Below are 250 nucleotides of genomic sequence, written 5' to 3' on the forward strand. Positions count from 1 at the left end.
GGCACACATCGGTTCGGCGTCGGCGCCGGTGGTCCCGCCCCCGCCGCCGAGGGATGCTCCGCTGTGCGTGGACCTGCTCGCCGAGCCCCCGCTGCGGATCCAGGGAACACCTTTCGGGCTGGACGGTCTGCTGCGTTCGGCCCTGCTGCAGTTGGCCGCACGGGCGGCGGGAACCGTCCTGCGCGTTGTCTGCTACGCGTTGCCGGAGTCCGTTCGCGCGTCGGCGCGGTTCCTTCCCGGCGTGGAGCTG

The 250-nt window shown here is 73.2% G+C and carries 1 protein-coding gene; it reads left to right on the forward strand.

The features are described from left to right. The coding region (locus AC5RUJ_RS19110; RefSeq protein ID WP_494156621.1) for a hypothetical protein at nucleotides 1-250 on the forward strand (250 nt) is incomplete at both ends.

This window comes from Arthrobacter sp. Y3223164, assembly GCF_059091005.1.